Here is a 14,848-nt window from a genome sequence, read left to right on the forward strand (position 1 = left end):
GCTGCAATACACCCTGGACGGCACCACTGCGCCGCAGGGAAAGCAGCCGGTCCACTGCGGTGCCGGCATGCAGCTGGTAACTCCGGCTGTGGGATGGGAGCAAGCGAGCTATACCTACGCCCCAACCCGTGGCGGAGGTACTGAACTTCCGCCCGTATGGCGCTGCGCCTGCGGATTCCAGCTCGATGCCTGGCCTGTTGAAGATATCGGCGCAAGTCGCGCAACAGCCGCCCTCTACGCATGAGCATCGCCGTGACAGCAGCGCCCGCACTGCCGCTTGAGCTGCGAGGACCAGATACGGGCGGTCTGATTGCCGGCCGCTATCAGCTCCGGGAACGCCTGGGCCGGGGAGCAGCTGCCGAAGTGTTTCGTGCGGTTGACCTGGGCGGAGGTCCTGACGCCGCAGTTAAGATCGCGGCGGCCAACGGCCGGAAGCAGCACCAGCGGATCCGCACCGAAGCGGGCATGCTGGCGGCGCTCAACCACCCCTCCATCGTGCGGCTTCTTGCCCAGGGCGTCATGCCTGAGGCCGGTCCTTATTCCGGGCGTCCCTTCCTTGTGGAGGAGCTGGCTTTGGGTTCAAGCCTGGCGGAAGCCATCCGGGTACAGAGCCCCCAGCCCGGGGATGTCGCACTCTGGGCGCGCGGCCTTTTCGAGGCGCTCGCCCACATTCATTCCAGGGGCCTGGTGCACCGGGATATCAAGCCGGCCAACCTGATGCTGAGTGGCCTCCGGAGAAGCCCGGTCCGGATCATCGATTTTGGCATCGCCGCCGCAACGGGGTCGGCACCGGAGCCCGGAATTTCTTCCGGTACCGTGCATTACATGAGCCCGGAGCAGGCATCCGGCGGAGCGGCCCACCCCTCCTGGGATCTCTACGCCATGGGGTTGGTCCTGCTGGAGCTTCTTACCGGGTCCAAGGCATTTCCGGGCACTGCGATCGAATCCCTCGTGGCCCGGACCCTGCGGTCCCCGGAGGTCCCGGACCACCTCGGCGGCTGGGCCGTTCTGTTGCGTTCCCTGACGGCCATGGATCCGAGGGAACGGCCGACGGCGGCAGGCGCGGCAGCGCTGGCGGCGCGCCTTGTCCCCGCCCCGGTGGTCAGCAAGGCCAGTCCATGCAGGACGATGCAGGTTTTTCCGCACCGACGGCACCGGCAGCAGGCCTAGAAAGCCGAAACGTCCCGTCCAGTCGGATCCTCTGCGGTGGGATCCGCCAGGGCAAGCCCGCCCACCGGGCTTCCGTCCCAGTGGATCAGGTTCCAGCCCGTATGGAGGTTGCCCTCCACTGCCACGATCCCGGTATTGGCCAAAGTATGGCGGGCGGCGAATTCGTGGTCCGCGCCATCGGCCCGGCGCCCCGCCCAGGTGCGGATGGCGGCACCATGGCTGACTACCGCCACGGTGCCGTGCTGTCGCTGTTCGGCCCGCTCCACCACGTGCGTGATGGCAGCGTCGAACCGTTCAAAGAAGGCGTGGCCGTTCGGTCCTGCCGGCATGCGGCGTTCCAGGTCGCCGGCAGCCCACGAGATGACCGTTTCCATGTAGCGCTTGTGGGCTTCGTGGTCTGTGAGCTTCTCCAGCGATCCCGCCTCGATTTCGTGCAACCCGTCCAGCACCTCAACGTCAAGGGTGTGCAGGCGCGCCAGCGGGGCGGCGGTGATCTGGGTCCTGATCAGGGTGGAGGCATAGAGAGCGCCGATGCGCTCGTGGGCCAGCGCCCGCGCCATGGCCTCTGCCTGGCGCTCGCCGAGTTCGGTGAGTCCGGGGCCGGGGTGGTCGGTATCCAGCTGGCCCAGCACATTGCCGGGGGTTTCGCCGTGGCGGATCAGGAGCAACTTCATGTTTCCAGTTTCCCACCCCCGAAGGTCGCACGCGTACGGCGGAACAAGGCGTTGCGCTGCCGGGGCGCAGGAAGGCGCCGGGCCCCTGGGGAGCCCGGCGCCGTCGTCCGTTCCTGTCCTGCCGCTGGCTTTACTTCAGGTGGTCCACCAGCTGGTCCGCGATGCCGGTGTACTTGCCGGGCGTGAGGGCCAGCAGCCGGGCCTCGGCCTCCGGGGAAAGGCCCAGGCCCTGCACGAACTCCTGCATGCGCGCCGAGTCCACGCGCTGGCCGCGGGTGAGGTCCTTGAGGCGCTCGTAGGGGTTCTCCATGCCTTCGACGCCGGCGATCGCCTCAGCGCGCATGACCATTTGGATTGCCTCGCCCAGGACCTCCCAGTTGGTGTCCAGGTCCGCTGCCAGAACGTCCTCAGCGACGTCCAGGCGCTCCAGGCCCTTGGCCACGTTGGAGATGGCCAGGAGGGAGTGGCCGAATGCCACGCCGATGTTGCGCTGGCTGGAGGAGTCGGTCAGGTCGCGCTGCCAGCGTGAGGTGACCAGGGTGGAACCAAGGACATCCAGCAGGCCGGAGGAGATCTCCAGGTTGGCCTCGGCATTCTCGAAGCGGATGGGGTTGACCTTGTGCGGCATGGTGGAGGAGCCCGTTGCGCCCGCCACGGGGATCTGTGCGAAGTAGCCGATGGAAATGTAGCTCCAGATGTCCGTGCAGACGTTGTGCAGGATGCGGTTGAAGCGGGCCACGTCGGCGTAGAGTTCAGCCTGCCAGTCGTGGCTTTCGATCTGCGTGGTCAGGGGGTTCCAGGTCAGGCCCAGTCCCTCCACGAATGACTTGGACACCTGCTGCCAGTCGGCGCCCGGGACCGAGGCCACGTGGGCCGCGTAGGTGCCGGTGGCACCGTTGATCTTGCCCAGGAACTCTGTCTTTGCGACCCGGTCCAGCTGGCGGGTCAGGCGGTGGGCAATGACTGCCAGCTCCTTGCCCAGGGTGGTGGGGGTGGCGGGCTGGCCGTGGGTGCGGGACAACATGGGGACGGCGCGGTTCTCTTCCGCCATTTTGCTGATCTGACCTACCAAGGCGCGGGCCGCCGGCAGCCACACGTCCTCCACAGCTCCCTTGATGCCGAGTGCGTAGGAAAGGTTGTTGATGTCCTCGGAGGTGCAGCCGAAGTGGACCATGGCGGTCAGGTTTTCGATGCCGATCCCGGGCAGGCGGCGGCCGATGTAGTACTCCACGGCCTTCACATCGTGGACGGTGACGGCTTCGATTTCGGCGAGTTCAGCCACGGAACCGGCGTCGAATTCGGTGACGATGGCGCGAAGCTGGTCCTGCTGCGCCGGGCTCAGGGGCCCGGCGCCGGGAAGGACGTTGTTGCTGGTCAGGTGGATGAGCCATTCAACTTCGACAGCCACGCGGTCGCGGTTCAGGGCGGCCTCGGACAAGTAGTCAACGAGGGGTGCGACGGCGGACTGGTAGCGGCCGTCCAGGGGTCCGAGCGCGATTTTTTCCGGTGACGCGGCGAGGGCCAGGCGTCCAGATGGCGTACGGGTATCGGCTGTGGCGGCAGTTTCAGGCATGTGCTGATTCTTTCATGAAGTCCGGCGACGCCTTAAGCGGGCCATCCACGTTACTTGTCCACATAGCCGACGACGGCGCTTACCTGGGGAGGGCCGCCTCCCTAGCGTTGGAAGCGGCAAGGTTGTGGCGAATCATCCGGCCCGGGAGGCCGCGACGGGAAGCTGGCATGGGAGACGATGTGACGGACGGGATATGGGGCAACGGGCTGGGTGTGAGCCTTGAAGTCCAGGCGCTGGGCAGAAGGGTGGCGCAGTGCTCTGACAGGGCGGAAGAGGTGCTTGCGGGATTCCACGAGATCCAGTTGGTGAACTGGGAATCGCCCGCTGGCCAGGCTTACCGCAACTCCGTGGGCTTGCAGGCCGCGGCCGTGCGAAGGGCCCTGGACCGGATCCGGGAGGCTTCAGCCGCGGTGGATGCCCATGCGCGTGCGGCGCTTACTTCCGAGTGTTCACCCGACGGACGGTTCTGATGGCGGATCCCACCCCCTCCGGTCCAGGGGATCCCATCCATGTTTCACCACCGCGCCCGGACGGGATTCTGACGGTCTCCGGGGGTGTGGGCGGCATTACCGTTCAATTGGAGGAGCTGGACGTGGGCGCCGGAAAGCTCGATGCACTCGCCCACCGGCTCGCCGCCATCGAGGCTGAGCTTTTCGGCGCCTGGCAGGGACTTGGTTCCTACCAGAACCGGCCGCGCGGCACGGGAACGGCCGCGCTCATTGCTGTGGGGGAGGCAAGGGATGCGTGCCAAAGAGTCCGGCTGGAGTTGCAGCGGATCGGCAGCCAGGTTCGCAGTTGCAGGCGGGATTACGACATGGCCGAAGCGGTTGCCCATATGCAGTGGATGCTTGGCGTGCCGGATCCGCAGGTGGAACTTCAGAAGCACGTGGACTTCTGGCGCACAGGATTCCTCAACGGTGATGCCACTGAAATGCTGCTGACAAATGCCGTTACCGTCCTCCCTGTGACCAGGTCCGCGGTTGAAGCGGCCATCCCGGGGCTGCGTACGGGCCCGGTCAAAACCAGGCAGGAGGAAAGCCTGCGCATCGATCTCGATGCCACACCCGCCGGGTTGTTGGAGCGGGTCAGGCTGCTTGAGGAACGCGGCAGCGGCTTCATCGAGGTTATTGAGGTGGAGAACAAGGGTGGGAAGGCTTACGTGGTGGCCGTTCCCGGAACGCAGGTAAAGGAAGAAGACGGCGGAACCAATCCCTTTGATCTGGGCGGCATCGTCGATGGCATGGGTAATGATTCCGCGCAGGTGAACGCCGCTGTCCTTCAGGCGCTGCATGCTGCCGGTGCGGAACCGGGAGCGGACGTAGTGGCGGTGGGTTACAGCCAAGGTGGCATCCACGCCATGAATCTGGCGGGTGACGAGGACTTCCTGAAGGAGTACCGCCTGAAATACGTACTGACCGCCGGCTCGCCGATCTCACGAATAATTCCTCCGGACGATGTCAGTACGCTCCACCTGGAACACCGCACGGACTGGGTGCCCGGCAGTGACGGCCTGCCGAACCGGGACACCAGGAACCAGGTCACCGTAACCGTGACCAACGATCTGTATGTGCGCGGGGGAGAAGATGCCGGCCTGGGACCCGGGCACCGGCTCGGCGGATATGAGGAGGCCGGCCGTCTGGTGGCGGCGAGCAAGGACCCGTCCCTGGCGCAGTCCGCGGGGGTGCTGGGCGCAGTGTTGGGAGCCGGCGGAGCTGCCACTGCCACCCGCTTCTCCTTGACGAAGAGGCCGCCGCCCCCTCCAGCCATGGACCGCAGGGATCCCTTTTCCAGCCGGCCGCAACCGGGCGCCAAGTAGGAGCGTGCAGCCAGGCAGGGTCATGAGATCTGGGCGGCGTGCAGTTCAGCGTACGCATCACCGCGCGACCTGGCGGGCGTTGGGGCTGGTTGTGGAGCGGGCTGGGAAGCCGGTGCCGGTGCGGCGGCGGGGCACCGGTAGTTGTAGTCGAGGTCGCCTTCCGTGAACTGGGTCAGCGTGACCATCCCTCCGGAAGTGAGGGGCGCAGCCGCACAATACTCCCGGGCCGTCGATGTGGACACGGCACCCGCCAGCCAGTTCTTGAGCCTGTGCAGGTTGCTGCCGGGACCCACTTCGCCCACAATTTCGCCGAACTGATACCCAGTCGAGTAAATACCCACTTCTGCGCCCGCGCTCTCCAGGTATGCGGTCATGCCTTCCAGCTCGGCAGCATTGGCGGCCTTGTCCCAAAGCCAGCTGTTTCCGGTTTCAACATCCAGCCACCACATGCGCCGCACCACGCCGTCGCCGGCTTCCTTCAGGATCGCGACGTCATTGACGGCCATGGCATACCCGTGGACGAACGCGCAGGCCGGAGCCTCCGTGCCATCGCACACGCCGTAGGGGTTGCTGACGTCCACGCCACGATGGTTGTTGTCTGTTGGCCACCATTGGGATGCCACAGGCCCCGTTGCGGCGGTGTTAACGTACACCGCTGCCGGAGTTCCCCCTGCGGCATCTGAACTCCGGTCCGCCCAGGCCAGTTGGGCAGCCAGGCATGGGTTGACTGTGTCAGGCCGGCCGCCGTTCACACCAATAACCGCAAAAGCCGGGGGTGCGGGGAGGTCAACACCGCACTGGGGCCAGGAAATGTCGTTGCCCAGAGCAGGGGCGTTCTGCAGTGCGGACCCTGTCTCGGCGTCTGCGTGTACCGGGCCGGGCTGCCATGCGAAAAGCAAGCAGGCGGCGAGCAGGATCCTTCTGGGCTTCATTCTTCGGCCCCCGTCTTTCGGAACTGGCAGCAACAGGCCCTCCGGGGCCCGATTTGCAGCCTAAGCGGACCGCCCCCCAGGGGTCATCGGTGGCCGGTACTAAAGTTTTGAAGGCTCCCCGGCGAAAAGGCACCTGTTGCGTACCTGTTTTCGCCCGCCCCGACTACTTGGCGGTCAAATCCCGGACAGGGAGTCAGCGCCGGCCGCCCGGCAGCAAACCCGCCACCAGTGAGACCAGGGAGATGATGATCGCGGCCAGGACCGCAGTCCAGAAGAACGAATCGATGGTGAGTTGCACCGGCGTGTAGGTGCTGATCCATGCCGTCAGGTACAGCATGGCGGCATTGATGACGATCGCGAACAGGCCAAGCGTCAGGATGGTGATGGGAAGCGCCAGCAGTCTCACCAGTGGCCGCACGAAGGCGTTCACCACGCCGAAGATGAGGCCAATAAAGAGGTAGGCCAGGACAATCCCGATGGTTTCCGTGTCCTGCGAAACGCCGGTCCTGGCCACGGCATCGGATGCCGCGGTGCTCGAGATGTCCATTCCCGGCAGGATCCAGCTGGCCACCCAAAGAGCCGCGGCGTTGACGATGACCCGGAGGATAAGTGAACCCATGCCACCATGCTTCCATACGGTCCTGTAATGCGGCGGGGAGCGAACCCCTGAATTTCAGGGGTTCCCTCCCCGGATTCCCGCAGGGGCTTGGACGTAGGCTAGGAGCCATGACTTCATCTGAGACCAGGGCCGGCGGCATCGCACCCCGCCCGGTGCTGGACCGGCTGCCCCGCTATGCTGCAGGAAAGCCGCCGGCCACCGTCAGTGGACTGGCCAGCTACAAGCTGTCCTCCAACGAAAATCCCCTTCCGCCGATTCCTGCCGTGCTCGACGCCATCGCCAGCCAGACGGACTTCAACCGCTACCCGGATCCGCTGAGCAGCAAGCTCCGCGCCGCGCTCGCAGAATTCCTTGGCGTACCGGCCGAGGACATTGTCACCGGAGCGGGAAGCCTGGGTGCCTTGAACCAGATCCTTGCGGCCTTTGCGGGCCAGAACGAGGACGGCAAGGCGGACGAAGTCATCTATGCATGGCGCTCCTTTGAGGCGTACCCCATCAGCGTGGGCCTGGCAGGGGCCGAGAGTGTGCGCATCCCCGTGACCGCGGACGGTCGGCATGACCTGGAAGCGATGGCGGCCGCCGTGACTGCACGCACCAAGGTCGTCCTTCTCTGCACGCCCAACAACCCCACCGGCCCTGCCTTAACTGCAGCTGAAACCGAAGCCTTTATCCGGTCCGTTCCCGGGGACGTCGTGGTGGTCATTGACGAGGCGTACCAGGAGTTCGTCCGGGCGGAGGACGCCGTGGACGGGCTTGGGCTCTACCGCAAATACCCCAACGTGGTTGTGCTCCGGACCTTTTCCAAAGCACACGGCCTGGCCGGCCTCCGCGTTGGTTACAGCGTCTCGGGCCCCGAACTGACCCAGTACCTTCGGGTTGCCGCCACACCATTCGCCGTCTCCCAGATAGCCGAAAAAGCAGCAATTGTTTCCCTTGAGAATTACGCCCAAGTTGTCGAAAGGGTACAAAAACTCGTGGACGAGCGGGCGCGGGTAACGGCCGGTCTGCGCGAGCTCGGATGGGCCGTCCCCAACGCCCAAGGCAACTTCGTTTGGCTCGCACTTGGTGCTGAGAGTGCCGCCTTCGCTGAGCTGGCCGGGACGCGCGCCCTCTCGGTGCGGGCATTCCCCGGCGAGGGCGTCAGGGTCAGCATCGGGGAACCCGAGGCCAACACCCGCTTCCTCCAGCTGTGTGCCGACTATACAAAGGCGCCGTCAACTTCCTAGCACTTAACATGTAGCCCTCCCGCTACTTACCGAAGATAAAGTTAGGATCAGTAAGCCAATGTATATGCCGTAAAGGGAATGTATTCCTTTAGCGGCATATATCCCAGCGACATTTTGCATTGCATCCGCATGCGGCAAGCAAGGAGACGGTATGGGCACTCATCTGCCTTCCACCGAGTTCGATGGAACAGCGGTAGACGACCAGCGTGAGGCGGAAGCCGAGGCGGTCCTCGGCGCGCCCGCAGAGCCGATGGTCCAACTGCTGGGTCCCGACGGAGTGATGGGGCGGGATCCCGTGTTCTCCGAATATGCCGATCGGATCGACGCCGGGAAGCTGCGCGGGTTCTACGCGGACATGGCAGCCATCCGGCGCTTCGACGTCGAGGCCACCGCACTCCAGCGCCAGGGCCAACTGGCGCTGTGGGTACCGCTGACGGGGCAGGAAGCGGCCCAGATCGGCTCGGGGCGTGCCAGCCAGCCGCAGGACTACATCTTTCCCACCTACCGCGAGCACGGCGTCGCCCTGACGCGGAACGTTGACCTGGCGGAACTGCTTCGCCAGTTCCGTGGAGTTTCCAACGGAGGATGGAACCCCAAGGACACCAACTTCCACCTCTACACCCTTGTTCTTGCCGCGCAGACTCCGCATGCCGTGGGCTACGCCATGGGCCTGCAGCGGGACCAGAAGCTGGCTGCGGCCAACGCAGCCCCGGACCAGCCGCAGGAACCCAAGGCCGCCGTCATGGTCTACTTTGGCGACGGCGCCAGTTCTGAAGGCGACGTCCACGAATCCATGGTCTTCGCCTCGTCCTACAACGCGCCGGTGGTGTTCTTCTGCCAAAACAACCACTGGGCCATTTCGGTGCCCAGCACCGTGCAGACCCGGGTGCCGCTGGCCGACCGTGCCAAGGGCTACGGTTTCCCGGGAATCCGGGTGGACGGAAACGACGTCGTCGCGGTCCACGCCGTCACCGAATGGGCCCTCGAACGTGCCCGGCAGGGCCGGGGACCCGTGCTGATCGAGGCCTTCACCTACCGGGTGGGGGCGCACACTACCGCGGACGACCCCACGAAATACCGGGGCTCGGATGAGGAGGATCAATGGCGCGCCAAAGACCCCCTCGAACGCCTCGAAAAGTACCTCCGCTCCCAGGACCTGGCCGATGACGCCTTCTTCGCGAAGGTCAAGGCCGACGGCGACGAGCTCGCCGCGTACGTCCGCCGCACCGCCCATGACCTTGAAAGCCCGGATATCCGGACGGCGTTCGCCAACACCTATGCCGAAGCCCATCCGCTGGTGGCAGAGGAACTGGCCTGGTTCGAGGAGTACAGCGCAGGATTTGCCGACCAGCCACCCGCCGGCGGGGCAGGTAGCCACCAGGCAGCGACAGACGGGGCAGCCAACTGATGACCACCATGACCATTGCCAAGGCCATCAACGAAGGCCTCCGTGCGACGCTCGGCAACAATCCCCGCACGCTCCTCATGGGTGAGGACATCGGCCCCCTGGGCGGCGTCTACCGGGTCACTGACGGCCTGATCGCCGAGTTCGGCCCCGACCGGGTGGTGGATACCCCGCTGGCGGAATCGGGGATCGTGGGGACGGCCATCGGGCTTGCCCTCAGCGGCTACCTTCCGGTGTGCGAGATCCAGTTCGACGGCTTCGTTTTTCCGGGCTTCAACCAGATCACCACCCAGCTGGCCAAGATGCACTCGCGAAGCAACGGCAACCTCACCGTGCCCGTCGTCATCCGCATCCCGTACGGCGGCGGCATCGGCTCGATCGAGCACCACTCCGAATCCCCGGAGGCGCTCTTCGCGCATACCGCCGGTTTGCGGATCATCACCCCGTCCAACGCGCACGACGCCTACTGGATGATCCAGCAGGCGGTGGACTGCCAGGATCCCGTGATTGTCTTCGAACCGAAGCGCCGCTACTGGCTCAAGGGCGACGTGGACACGGAGTCGCCCGGCGCTTCGGCGGACCCGTTCAAGGCCCATGTCCTGCGGGAGGGCACGGACGCCACCATCGTCGCGTACGGTCCCCTGGTTCCGGTTGCCCTCGCCGCGGCCAATGCCGCAGCGGAAGACGGCAGGAAGGTTGAGGTCATCGACCTGCGGTCAATTTCGCCGATCGACTTCGACACCGTCACCGCCTCCGTCCGGAAGACCGGACGCCTGATCGTGGCACACGAGGCCCCAACGTTCGGCGGGATCGGCGGCGAGATCGCCGCACGCATCAGCGAACGCGCCTTCCATTCGCTCGAGGCACCCGTGATCCGCGTCGGCGGATTCCACATGCCGTACCCCGTTGCCAAGGTGGAGGAAGACTATCTTCCGGACATCGACCGCATCCTGGAGGCGCTGGACCGCGCCCTCTCCTACTGAGGACACCATGACCCTGAACAAGTTCAACCTGCCCGACGTCGGCGAGGGCCTCACGGAGGCGGAGATCGTCTCGTGGAAGGTCAAGCCGGGTGACGCCGTCGCCATCAATGACGTCCTTTGTGAAATCGAAACCGCCAAGTCCATCGTGGAACTGCCCTCCCCGTTTGCCGGAACGGTCACCGAACTGCTCGTGGAGGAAGGGGTGACCGTCGACGTCGGCACCGCCATCATCAGCGTCAGCGACCAGGTTTCCGGTGATCCCACGCCCGCGGACGTCCGCGCGCCTGAAGTCCGGGCCCCTGAGGCACCGGCGCAGCCGCTCTACGGCAAGCTTCCGGAGGATGCGGCACAGGGCGCCACGCACGACGGCGGCGCCGGCGGCAGTGCGCTGCCCGGCGGTCCGCTGGTGGGCTCCGGTCCCAAGGCCGACGCCGTCAAGCGCCGCCCCCGGAAGGCAGCCCCGGCCGCCGCTGTAACGTTCAACGCTCCCGCAGTTGAACCTGTCCAGCCCCACACGCCCGCCGCCGTGTCCGGCAACGAACCTGCCGCCGTCGACGCCCGGCAAACCTTTGGCGGCACCATCACGGGCCTGGTCAACCGGGTGCTGGCCAAGCCCCCGGTCCGCAAGATCGCCCGCGACCTGGGCATCGACCTGGCGGACGTGGTTGCCACGGGTTCGCGCGGCGAGGTGACGCGCGAGGACCTGGTCAGCTACCAGGCCCAGCGGGACGCGGAACTGGATAAGGCAGACGGCTTCTGGGGCAAGGCCGGAAAGCCGCAGGACCAGCGCGTGGAGCGCATCCCGGTTAAGGGCGTCCGCAAGGCCACGGCCAAGGCAATGGTGGAGTCGGCATTCGCAGCGCCGCATGTCAGCATCTTCGTGGATGTCGACGCGAGCCGCACCATGGAGTTCGTCAAGCGGCTCAAGGCCTCCCGGGACTTCGAGGGAATCAAGGTCTCGCCGCTTCTCATCCTGGCCAAGGCCGTCATCTGGGCTGCCGCCCGGAACCCCAGCGTGAATGCGTCATGGGTGGACAACGAAGGCTCCGATACCGCGGAAATCCACGTCAAGCACTTCATGAACCTGGGCATCGCCGCAGCCACCCCCCGCGGCCTGATGGTCCCCAACATCAAGAACGCGCAGGACCTGTCGCTGAAGGAGCTGGCCCTGGCGCTGAACAACCTGGCCACCACCGCCAGGGCCGGGAAGACCCAGCCGGCGCAGATGCAGGGCGGCACGCTCACCATCACCAACATCGGCGCCCTGGGCATCGATACGGGTACGCCCATCATCAACCCGGGCGAGGTGGCCATCGTTGCCTTCGGAACCATCAAGCAGAAGCCCTGGGTCCTGGACGGTGAGGTGATTCCGCGCTGGATCACCACGCTGGGCGGATCCTTTGACCACCGCGTGGTGGATGGTGACCTGTCCGCCCGCTTCATGGCCGACGTCGCGGCCATCCTTGAAGAGCCCGCGCTGCTCCTGGACTAGGCCGTTTGGAACAGGGCGTGACGGTAAGCAGCGGGTCAATCCGGGTCAGGAACCGCACGGCCAGTTGGCTGACGGAGGTTTTCCAGCCTCCCGTGGTGGTGAGCATCCAGCTGTTGATCAGCCCGCTGGCGGAGGACGGATTTCCGGGATCGATTGGCTACGGCGCGCTGGCGGCCCTCTTTGTGTGCGTGCTTCCGCTGTTGGTGCTGCTGGTCCTGGTCAGGCTGGGGAAGGTCACGGACCACCACGTCAGTGACCGGAAACAGCGCGCACCCGTGCTCCTGATGGCACTGGGCTGCATCGCTGTTGGACTGCTGGTGCTGAGGGCCGTGGACGCACCACTGAGCGTGATCGCCATGGTCCTGGCGGTGGTGGGCGGCGTGGCCGTGCTGGCCGCCGTCAGCCCGTTCTGGAAGATGAGCGGACATGCCGCTGCCGTCTCCTGCGCCGCCGTCGTATCGGTGCTGATGCTCGGCGCCGCGTGGGCTCCGGCTCTGCTCCTTATTCCGGCGGTCAGCTGGTCACGGGTGGTCCTGCGGGCGCATTCCCTGGCCCAGGTGGTGGCCGGGTCGCTCTTCGGCGGTGTGGTGATGGCCGGGATCTGGTGGCTGTTGCAGGGCTGGCTGCTCGGCTGAACAGCCCAGCCCGGCCGCGGGGTATTAGTACGCGGAGTACGCGGTGAAGGCCTCAAGCATGGCCGGATCGGCCGTGGTTCCCAGGACCACCGCTGCTGCGGTCATCAGGCCGCCCATCAGGGCAGCTGCGCCGGCCCAGGCTCCCAGGAGCTTCCAGTCCTCGCGCAGTACGCTGCGCACGGTCTGGGGAAGCTGGAGTCCCGGCGCGATCAGGTTGGGGGCGCTGTCCAGGCTGCCATCATCAAGCAGTGCAACAACCCGGCCGTTGCTGCGGTCCACCCGCATGGAGGAGATGTGGTTTCCGTGGCGGGCCAGCAGGATGTCGTGGCCTACGAGGTGGCGGCGCTGCAAGGTGATCAAGGGGAGCCCTTCGCTGGGGGTGGATGCGTCGATGTCCACGCCTTTGGGGCCTCTTCAATTTTATCGTTGGCGACTGGGGCGAAACCCGTTCCGGCCGGTGAGAACGGACACCCCCCGCAGCGATATCCGCCACCACGGGGAGTGTCCGGCGTTACGCCGCCAGCGGGATCCGGGTGCTCAGTCGGCGTCGTAGGTGTTGGCGATGTACACGTCGCAGGGCGCGTTGTGGGCCACGCTGTTGGCCACGCTGCCAAGGACCCGCCCGATGCCCTGCATGCGGCGGTTGCCAACCACGATGATGCGGGCGTCCATGCGCAAGGCTTCCTTGATCAGGGCGTCCGCGGGCCGTCCCCGGGCGGCCGAGTAGGTCACCGTGATGTCCCGGCCCAGGGATTCCGCCACCGTCCGCGCAACCTGCTCGGCGGCGTCCGCGTCGGATACGATCCACCGGTCGCTGCCGCTGCCGAACACTTCGGTCCGGTCGCTGTCGAAGGCGGACACGACGTGCAGGGAAGCGCCCAGGGCCGCAGCCAGGTCCTTGGCCGATTCCGCCGCCCTCTTCGCGGTCTCGCTGCCGTCGACCCCTACAACGATGATTCCACCCATATGCATGCTCCTTTGCTCGGTTTTCGGCACTCGTGTGGCTTACGCTACAGCGCGGCGATGGCTTCCTGCAGCACCGGCGCCAGCCGGCGCACTCCCTCGGCGATGGCGTCCGGAGGTACGGCGCTGAAGGCGAGCCTCAGCTTGTTGGACGGCTCGTCCGACGGCGTGAAGGCAGCGCCGGGGATAAACACGACGCCGGCGTCGATCGCCTTGTGCAGCAGCGGGTAGGTGTCCACGCCCTCGGGCAGCGTCACCCAGACGAAGAAGCCGCCCTGCGGGCTGGTCCAGCTGGTTCCCGGGGGCATGTATTCCTTGAGGGCGGCCAGCATGGCGCGGCAGCGTTCGGCGTACAGTCCGCGGTAGGTCTCGATCTGGCCTTTCCAGTCGTATTCGCGCAGGTAGGCCGAGACCAGCATCTGGTTCAGGGCGGGCGGGCAGAGCGTTACCGATTCCGCGGCCAGGTAATAGCGGCGCTGCAGATGCTCCGGCACAAGGGCCCAGCCGATCCGGAGGCCGGGCGCGAAGATCTTGGAAAAGGAGCCCAGGTAGATGACGTCATCGGGGTTTGCGGCCCGCAACGGAGCCAGGGGCTCGCCCTCGAAGCGGAGCAGGCCATACGGGTTGTCCTCGAGGACCAGGATATTGGCCCTGCGGCATATATCCACGACCTGCTGCCGGCGTTCCCTGGCCAAGGTGATGCCGGAGGGATTGTTGAAGTTCGGGATGGTGTAGAGGAACTTGATGTTCCTGCCGCCGAGCTGCAGGGCTGCAATTCGGGCCTCCAGCAGTTCCGGTACCAGGCCGTACTGGTCCATCTCCACGGTTTCCACCTGGACCTGATAGGCCTCGAACGTGTTCAGTGCACCCACATAGGTGGGGTCCTCCACCAGCACCACGTCGCCCGGGTTGCAGAACAGCTTGGTGGCCACGTCCTGGGCCGACTGGGAACCTGCGGTGATGACCACGTTGTGCGGGCGGGCATCCAGGATGCCTTCGGCGGCCATGACTTCGCAGATCTGCGTCCGGAGCTCCTCGGTTCCCTGCCCTGCCCCGTATTGGAGTGCAGTCAGCCCGTCCTCAGAAATGATCTTCGCTGCCGTTGCTGCCAGCCGGTCCAGGGGAAGTGACTGGAGGTAGGGGCTTCCCCCGGCCAGGGACACCAGGCCCGGCCGCATGGAGATGTCGAAGACATCCCTGACGGCCGACTGGCGGATGTTGGCCGCCCGCTCGGAAAACAGCTCCTCGTGGCGGTGTGCCGAGGTGGCGGCACGCTCTATCGCGTCAATGGCCTCCGCCGGCAGCGTGCCTGCGGAAGCGTCGAGTGTTTCGTGGGTCACAGAGTCAGGATACAGCCAGC

At 65.9% G+C, this 14,848-nt stretch carries 15 protein-coding genes; 8 read left to right on the top strand and 7 right to left on the bottom strand.

Going from position 1 to position 14,848, the window contains the following annotated elements:
- Nucleotides 1–240: 240 nt before the first annotated feature.
- A complete protein-coding gene (locus QFZ57_RS05580) occupies nt 241–1,170 on the top strand; it encodes a serine/threonine-protein kinase (RefSeq protein WP_306898616.1) in 930 nt (309 codons plus the stop codon).
- Here QFZ57_RS05580 and QFZ57_RS05585 read toward each other — a convergent pair.
- Together QFZ57_RS05585 and purB are read right to left on the bottom strand one after the other, a co-directional pair.
- Nucleotides 1,167–1,844 carry a histidine phosphatase family protein gene (locus QFZ57_RS05585; protein WP_306898618.1) on the bottom strand — a complete coding sequence of 226 codons (678 nt, stop codon included), beginning with the start codon at nt 1,842–1,844 and terminating at the stop codon, nt 1,167–1,169. The genes QFZ57_RS05580 and QFZ57_RS05585 overlap by 4 nt on opposite strands.
- 130 nt (nt 1,845–1,974) lie before the next feature.
- Nucleotides 1,975–3,417, bottom strand: a complete 1,443-nt coding sequence (gene purB / locus QFZ57_RS05590) for an adenylosuccinate lyase (RefSeq protein WP_306898620.1) — start codon at nt 3,415–3,417, stop codon at nt 1,975–1,977.
- 167 nt (nt 3,418–3,584) lie between these two features.
- Here purB and QFZ57_RS05595 point away from each other — a divergent pair, with 167 nt between their 5' ends.
- Nucleotides 3,585–3,887 (top strand): hypothetical protein, encoded by a 303-nt coding sequence (locus tag QFZ57_RS05595; protein ID WP_306898621.1) that lies wholly within the window; start codon nt 3,585–3,587, stop codon nt 3,885–3,887.
- Nucleotides 3,887–5,233 (top strand): hypothetical protein, encoded by a 1,347-nt coding sequence (locus QFZ57_RS05600; RefSeq protein ID WP_306898623.1) that lies wholly within the window; start codon nt 3,887–3,889, stop codon nt 5,231–5,233. The genes QFZ57_RS05595 and QFZ57_RS05600 overlap by 1 nt, the downstream gene beginning before the upstream one ends.
- Nucleotides 5,234–5,253: 20 nt before the next feature.
- Here QFZ57_RS05600 and QFZ57_RS05605 read toward each other — a convergent pair whose 3' ends face one another.
- Both QFZ57_RS05605 and QFZ57_RS05610 read right to left on the bottom strand, forming a co-directional pair.
- Nucleotides 5,254–5,814, bottom strand: a complete 561-nt coding sequence (locus QFZ57_RS05605) for a hypothetical protein (RefSeq protein WP_306898625.1) — start codon at nt 5,812–5,814, stop codon at nt 5,254–5,256.
- Between the two features lie 544 nt (nt 5,815–6,358).
- Complete coding sequence (locus QFZ57_RS05610) at nt 6,359–6,784, bottom strand: phage holin family protein (protein WP_306629450.1); 426 nt, start codon at nt 6,782–6,784, stop codon at nt 6,359–6,361.
- Between the two features lie 107 nt (nt 6,785–6,891).
- Here QFZ57_RS05610 and QFZ57_RS05615 point away from each other — a divergent pair, with 107 nt between their 5' ends.
- The 5 genes from QFZ57_RS05615 to QFZ57_RS05635 all read left to right on the top strand — a co-directional run bounded on the left by QFZ57_RS05615 (nt 6,892) and on the right by QFZ57_RS05635 (nt 12,525).
- Nucleotides 6,892–8,010 carry a histidinol-phosphate transaminase gene (locus QFZ57_RS05615; RefSeq protein WP_306898629.1) on the top strand — a complete coding sequence of 373 codons (1,119 nt, stop codon included), beginning with the start codon at nt 6,892–6,894 and terminating at the stop codon, nt 8,008–8,010.
- 151 nt (nt 8,011–8,161) lie between these two features.
- The gene (pdhA, locus tag QFZ57_RS05620; protein ID WP_306629452.1) at nt 8,162–9,418 is read left to right on the top strand and encodes a pyruvate dehydrogenase (acetyl-transferring) E1 component subunit alpha; all 1,257 of its coding nucleotides are present in this window, start codon (nt 8,162–8,164) and stop codon (nt 9,416–9,418) included.
- Nucleotides 9,418–10,398: an alpha-ketoacid dehydrogenase subunit beta gene (locus QFZ57_RS05625; protein WP_306629453.1), complete on the top strand. Its 981-nt coding sequence runs from the start codon at nt 9,418–9,420 to the stop codon at nt 10,396–10,398. The genes pdhA and QFZ57_RS05625 overlap by 1 nt, the downstream gene beginning before the upstream one ends.
- A gap of 7 nt (nt 10,399–10,405) precedes the next feature.
- Nucleotides 10,406–11,890: a dihydrolipoamide acetyltransferase family protein gene (locus tag QFZ57_RS05630; protein ID WP_306898634.1), complete on the top strand. Its 1,485-nt coding sequence runs from the start codon at nt 10,406–10,408 to the stop codon at nt 11,888–11,890.
- 17 nt (nt 11,891–11,907) lie between these two features.
- The gene (locus tag QFZ57_RS05635; RefSeq protein ID WP_306629455.1) at nt 11,908–12,525 is read left to right on the top strand and encodes a phosphatase PAP2 family protein; all 618 of its coding nucleotides are present in this window, start codon (nt 11,908–11,910) and stop codon (nt 12,523–12,525) included.
- A 24-nt stretch (nt 12,526–12,549) separates the two neighbouring features.
- Here the strand turns inward: QFZ57_RS05635 and QFZ57_RS05640 are convergent, their stop codons facing one another.
- From QFZ57_RS05640 to QFZ57_RS05650, 3 genes are all read right to left on the bottom strand, one after another.
- Nucleotides 12,550–12,885 (bottom strand): hypothetical protein, encoded by a 336-nt coding sequence (locus tag QFZ57_RS05640; protein ID WP_306632436.1) that lies wholly within the window; start codon nt 12,883–12,885, stop codon nt 12,550–12,552.
- 177 nt (nt 12,886–13,062) lie between these two features.
- A complete protein-coding gene (locus QFZ57_RS05645) occupies nt 13,063–13,491 on the bottom strand; it encodes a universal stress protein (RefSeq protein WP_306629456.1) in 429 nt (142 codons plus the stop codon).
- Between the two features lie 44 nt (nt 13,492–13,535).
- The gene (locus QFZ57_RS05650) at nt 13,536–14,828 is read right to left on the bottom strand and encodes an aminotransferase-like domain-containing protein (protein ID WP_306898639.1); all 1,293 of its coding nucleotides are present in this window, start codon (nt 14,826–14,828) and stop codon (nt 13,536–13,538) included.
- Nucleotides 14,829–14,848: the final 20 nt, after the last annotated feature.

Source organism: Arthrobacter sp. B1I2 (genome assembly GCF_030816485.1).
In the GTDB taxonomy this organism is placed as follows: domain Bacteria; phylum Actinomycetota; class Actinomycetes; order Actinomycetales; family Micrococcaceae; genus Arthrobacter.

Bases quoted from the DNA above. Each gene is read 5' to 3' on its own strand.
- QFZ57_RS05580 (WP_306898616.1), top strand. From the start codon at position 241: ATGAGCATCGCCGTGACAGCAGCGCCCGCACTGCCGCTTGAGCTGCGA.
- QFZ57_RS05630 (WP_306898634.1), top strand. From the start codon at position 10,406: ATGACCCTGAACAAGTTCAACCTGCCCGACGTCGGCGAGGGCCTCACG.
- QFZ57_RS05645 (WP_306629456.1), bottom strand. From the start codon at position 13,491: ATGGGTGGAATCATCGTTGTAGGGGTCGACGGCAGCGAGACCGCGAAG.
- QFZ57_RS05615 (WP_306898629.1), top strand. From the start codon at position 6,892: ATGACTTCATCTGAGACCAGGGCCGGCGGCATCGCACCCCGCCCGGTG.
- QFZ57_RS05610 (WP_306629450.1), bottom strand. From the start codon at position 6,784: ATGGGTTCACTTATCCTCCGGGTCATCGTCAACGCCGCGGCTCTTTGG.
- QFZ57_RS05600 (WP_306898623.1), top strand. From the start codon at position 3,887: ATGGCGGATCCCACCCCCTCCGGTCCAGGGGATCCCATCCATGTTTCA.
- pdhA (WP_306629452.1), top strand. From the start codon at position 8,162: ATGGGCACTCATCTGCCTTCCACCGAGTTCGATGGAACAGCGGTAGAC.
- purB (WP_306898620.1), bottom strand. From the start codon at position 3,417: ATGCCTGAAACTGCCGCCACAGCCGATACCCGTACGCCATCTGGACGC.
- QFZ57_RS05585 (WP_306898618.1), bottom strand. From the start codon at position 1,844: ATGAAGTTGCTCCTGATCCGCCACGGCGAAACCCCCGGCAATGTGCTG.
- QFZ57_RS05625 (WP_306629453.1), top strand. From the start codon at position 9,418: ATGACCACCATGACCATTGCCAAGGCCATCAACGAAGGCCTCCGTGCG.
- QFZ57_RS05595 (WP_306898621.1), top strand. From the start codon at position 3,585: ATGGGAGACGATGTGACGGACGGGATATGGGGCAACGGGCTGGGTGTG.